Annotated in this window: 6 protein-coding genes; 2 read left to right on the top strand and 4 right to left on the bottom strand. The window is 28.4% G+C overall.

Annotation, left to right across the window (positions count from 1 at the left end; translation table 11 throughout):
* Window positions 1-25 precede the first annotated feature (25 nt).
* A complete protein-coding gene (locus ACFDSN_RS11695; RefSeq protein WP_375240038.1) occupies window positions 26-418 on the top strand; it encodes a hypothetical protein in 393 nt (130 codons plus the stop codon).
* Window positions 419-424: 6 nt separating this feature from the next.
* Here ACFDSN_RS11695 and ACFDSN_RS11700 read toward each other — a convergent pair whose 3' ends face one another.
* From ACFDSN_RS11700 to ACFDSN_RS11715, 4 genes are all read right to left on the bottom strand, one after another.
* Window positions 425-604, bottom strand: a complete 180-nt coding sequence (locus ACFDSN_RS11700; RefSeq protein ID WP_375240039.1) for a hypothetical protein — start codon at window positions 602-604, stop codon at window positions 425-427.
* A 78-nt stretch (window positions 605-682) separates the two neighbouring features.
* Window positions 683-2,626, bottom strand: a complete 1,944-nt coding sequence (locus ACFDSN_RS11705; RefSeq protein WP_375240040.1) for a DGQHR domain-containing protein — start codon at window positions 2,624-2,626, stop codon at window positions 683-685.
* Window positions 2,617-3,054, bottom strand: coding sequence for a hypothetical protein (locus ACFDSN_RS11710; protein ID WP_375240041.1), 438 nt, complete (start codon window positions 3,052-3,054; stop codon window positions 2,617-2,619). The genes ACFDSN_RS11705 and ACFDSN_RS11710 overlap by 10 nt, the downstream gene beginning before the upstream one ends.
* Before the next feature lie 20 nt (window positions 3,055-3,074).
* On the bottom strand, window positions 3,075-3,254 hold the full coding sequence (locus ACFDSN_RS11715) for a helix-turn-helix domain-containing protein (protein WP_375240043.1): 180 nt from the start codon (window positions 3,252-3,254) through the stop codon (window positions 3,075-3,077).
* 681 nt (window positions 3,255-3,935) lie between these two features.
* On the opposite strand from ACFDSN_RS11715, the gene ACFDSN_RS11720 reads away from it, so the two are divergent.
* Complete coding sequence (locus tag ACFDSN_RS11720) at window positions 3,936-4,601, top strand: hypothetical protein (protein WP_375240042.1); 666 nt, start codon at window positions 3,936-3,938, stop codon at window positions 4,599-4,601.
* Window positions 4,602-4,662 lie beyond the last annotated feature (61 nt).

Consider the following 4,662-nt stretch of genomic DNA (forward strand, 5'->3'; position numbering starts at 1 on the left):
TCTGCTATTATCTAAACTCAAAATTATGGTCAATCATCATTATGCAAAGTGGTTGAATTCTTATCAATGGGATTATTTTGCAACCTTTAGATCTCCCTATAAAACAAATTATATGACTGTTCGTAATTGGATGAAGCAAATCTCTTCAAAGCATCCCTATGTTTATAAAATATTTTATGTTACTGAATGGGATAAAGGAGACTATAGAAATTCACATACACATAGCCTTATTGCCTCAAATAAAGACATCACCTATAAAGAATTTAATAATTCTGTAAGCTTTGCAGTGGGTGATTGGCAAAGTGTTTATGATAATCAAAAAATAACATCCTATGTGACTAAGTTTATAGGACGTAAAGATATTAATTATGATTTGATTGATTTTTATTTAGATATAAAGAATCATCAAAAGTATTAGATTTATTTAACCAAAAAGCTTGTACATTAAATACCCAAACCCAATTGTTACTATTGCACTTCCAAACCATGAAAGATTTTCTAACATATTACCTACAGCATCAAAACCTGCACCAATAAAAAGAATGACTGTTACTGCTGCACAAATGTAAAGTAGTGCTTTTCCATAACCAATATTATTTTTCATATTTCAAGGTAATTAATATTTTATCTAGTAAATTAAATGAATTATAAATATAAGAGTTTTTAAAATTGATTCATTTTATTAGTGAAGACTTTCATTACATTTATTGTACATTATTTTAAGTAATTCAACCTCCTCTTTACTTAGACCATTATTTTTTGAAGCTTCGTGAGCCCAATTATTTCTTAAAGAACCAAATTTTGATATCCATCTTGTTTTTTCTTTGTTACTGTTAAATCCCAGACCAATATCTATTGAAAATAATTCTTTAAAAGTTTTAAAACTGTCATTTTCAGAAACATTTCCTCGTTTATCAAAATATTTATCAATTATGGTCTTATAGTCACTAATCCCAAACATTTCAGTCCATTCTACAGATTTCTTTTCATTGAACTCCTTGTAATATCTTTCCATCTCATTGTTAGCGCTGGCTTGACATTTTGTTTTAATAGTGTTAATTTCCAATTCCCAATTATCTAAAAACATCAATTTTAAATTGCTAAGAACTTTTTTCTTCATAAATTTTTCAATAGCAATACCATATTTCCTCCCTTCGTCTTGCAAATTAGTATCATTTCTTTCTTTCCACTCAATGAGTTCTTTTGGATTATATTCATCAAAGCGTTCATTAATTAATGATTGAAAAAATCTCAGCCATTTCACATCAGCTCCTGCACCTATAAGAGTCAATAAACTATCTTCCTTAGCCTTACTTATACTATTAATTCCCTCAAGTAATGAAGCTAAATATTTTTCCATTTGATCAAATCGTTCTTGAGGCTTACTTTTTTTGTCAATTAATCCTTTGTGTGAAAGAAAAGAATTAAGACTACCAATTATATTAACAAATGCATAAGTACCTCTATTTGAAATTATAAAGTATTTTTCTCTTGAAAAAATATGCTCGTAGTTGTCCTCAACGAATGAGTAGCAAATTTCAATAAACTTGGTAATTGATTTTCTTGCTTTTCTCATTTCATTATCATGATCATTGTTATTAATATCGTAGATACATGATTTTATATTTTTATCTAAATACTTATTTCCTTTTGCACTTGGTAGTAAACCAGACGAACTAAAAGCAGTTGCGAAAGGTTTAAAAGCTAATTCGGCTTTATCCTCTCCTATAGAAATTTTATTTAATAATGGAGAGGTTTGAGAAATACACAACATTTTTATGATTGAAGACCTAAGTGCTTTTATCCTTGAATCTGCTCTATCTGCATCCCAAAATAAATCTTCTTCAAGGGTTAATCTTAAACTTGGGCTTACAGCTTTTTGATTTTGATTAATGTTCATGAACATTTCAAGTTGAGTAATTGAGGGGAGATTTGAAAATGCAACAACTGGAATTGTATTAGAGTCTTTAAATTTTGAGTTAGCATAACCATATAACCTGTGTTGACCATCAATAATATAAGCAATACTATAAGCATTAGGCAATTTTAGCATTCCAAATCTTGATGATGAGTTACTTGATTTTGAACCTGCTTCAAAAATAATTTTATGGTTTTTAGTATTAAAGTTTACAATTATAGAATTTGGGAAAAATCCACCACCCTTACCATCTGGACCATCAATAAAATTTGTAATTCCTTTGAGTCTACTAGGTACAAGTAATCTTTGGTAAGTTGGCATTTCTTCCTCATTCGCTTTAGTACGGTGTAGTACAAATCCCATTTTTAATAAGGTTCCTGGTTCTATTGAAAACATGTAATAATTTAGACCTCCCATTTCTCCCTCAACAGCAGGAATTTCAATTTTATCATTATTAATGAGCTGATTCTTAAACAATAAACCCATAAATTGATATCTAGCTGCATTTTTATAATTTTTAATAATGCTATTTACATATTGGAAAGAGCTGTCATTATGAAGATAAGATCTTGTTTTAAAGAATCGTTCCATGTCAATACTTTCAGGATCTATTCTTAAGTTTCGAGTGGCAAAAATAAATTTAACCTTGATTGAACTATTAAATACTTGTTTCAAAACCTTTGAAAAACCATCTAATCTTAATCCCAAAAGATCAAACTCATCTTTGTATGATGGGGCTTTTTTAGCTTGGCGGAAGATTTACATTCAATAATTATTGCAGTTTCGTTATTTACTGCTATTACATCAATTTGTTTTTTATCATTGGGGTTTTTACTAAAAGGTAATTCAAGATTTTCATCAATATTTAGTGTTCTAAATCCAAGTTCGTAAAATTGACACCAAATATCATCTTCAAATTTTTTACTATGCGTTTTTTCTTTTGAAAGCTTAGTTTTTGTTTTTAAAATAGAATTAACAATCCAGCCTTCTTTTAGTTTATCTTCTACTAAATTATGATCAACACTAATAATATAATTAGGACTTTTTTTTGCTTTATATATTTTCCCTAGTGTTGATGGATCGCTAGTTATTTTTGACTTGAAATCAATAATTTGTTCATTATTTACATACCCCATAAATCTGAAATTAGTTTATTTTAAATTTTCTTTAACAATACTTCGGGTTCTACATCTAAAATCTGAGCAATTTTATATAGAACCTCTAGGCTTGGCTGTCTTCTATTCTGTATATACCCATTTAGCATATTATAGCTTTTCCCAAGCTTTTCAGCGAGCCATTTTTGTTTGATACCCTTATCTTCTAAAACCTCTTTAATAGGTTCGTTTTCTTGTTTTTATAGACCAAACAATGTATAAAATATATATCATAATATGAGTATTTAATATGAAATATTTTTTTTGGATTCCCTAAATGTGTAAACGTTTACCACCTACTATAAACCTCCCCCCAAAAAACCTATATGTAAACTCCCCCAACCAAGATTACATATAATAAATTAACCCATTGATTATGAACGAAGTATTTAACCAATCCGTAAGACTTTTGCAACTAGTAAGTAGACTGTTAGGAATGACCTACCAAAAACTCAACGTATGGATCTTTTTGATTATCGAACCCATTGTATTTGCGATCCTACTGATTAAAACCTATCTATTAACTATAAAACTTAAGAACTATGAGAGAAGCTAATAAACGATTCATAAGACTAATAGGGTATGTAATGATTATAATTGCCTCCATGCAGTTTTACGATCTTTTACAAATACCCTCTATGTTATTTTTTGGGTTTTTATGGTTCGCAAAAACTTCAGATTGGTAAATTTATTTATATTTGATTTATGGATAATCTTTTTGATGCTTGTGTAGAATTTTTAAGATGGTTTGGTGATGTGGTCGGTTTAAGCTACAAAGAAATTAATATTTGGATTTTTGTAATTATAGAACCTATAATTTTCATTCTAATGTTCGTTTGGATTATAAGGTTAAAAAGAAAAAAATGAAATATAAAATACTTTTTTACATATTGGTTTTGTTAAATTTTAGTTGTTCTGACTCACCTATTTGTTCTGGCGGAAATAGAATAACAGAAATTAGTGATTTAACATATATTCACTACAAAACAGGTAAACCAGTAAGTTATGATGATCCAAACTTTTCTTATATTGTTAGAGAACTAGTCGCATATTGTAATGGAAGGTTAGTAGACGGAACGGTCATAAAAAAAAGTAAAGAGCTCGATAAACAATATGGTTGGGCAGACTATACTTTGATTTTCAAAAATGGAGTTTTAAAATCTCAAACTACCAAAACACGTCAAATGAAATGGTATTTTGAAAATCATAAAATAAAATCAGTTTTTCAAAAGGATTATAATGGAGAGGTATATTACGCGTCTTATTTTGTTTTTCAAGATAGAAATAAAACATATGATTTTCAATTTAATGAGCCATCTGGTATACATGAATTCTCTGGAACATTGAACTATAGTAGCATATGTATTGGTTGTTCTCTTGATGGTAGTGCAATAACAAGTGATAATTTTGATATATTTTTAGATATGTATAATAATCCCCTCAAATTTCAAGGAATTAAAGAACTTCATAAAAAAGATATTGATCTCCGAATAAAATCTCCAATTTATTTTGATGATTTTAAAAAATAAAGATGGTGAGAAAAGGCAACGATCTAGGCAACTAAAAATAAGAAACCTTGTAAATCAGTGA

It is taken from the genome of Aurantibacter sp., assembly GCF_042094015.1.
Classification (GTDB): Bacteria; Bacteroidota; Bacteroidia; order Flavobacteriales; family Flavobacteriaceae; genus Aurantibacter.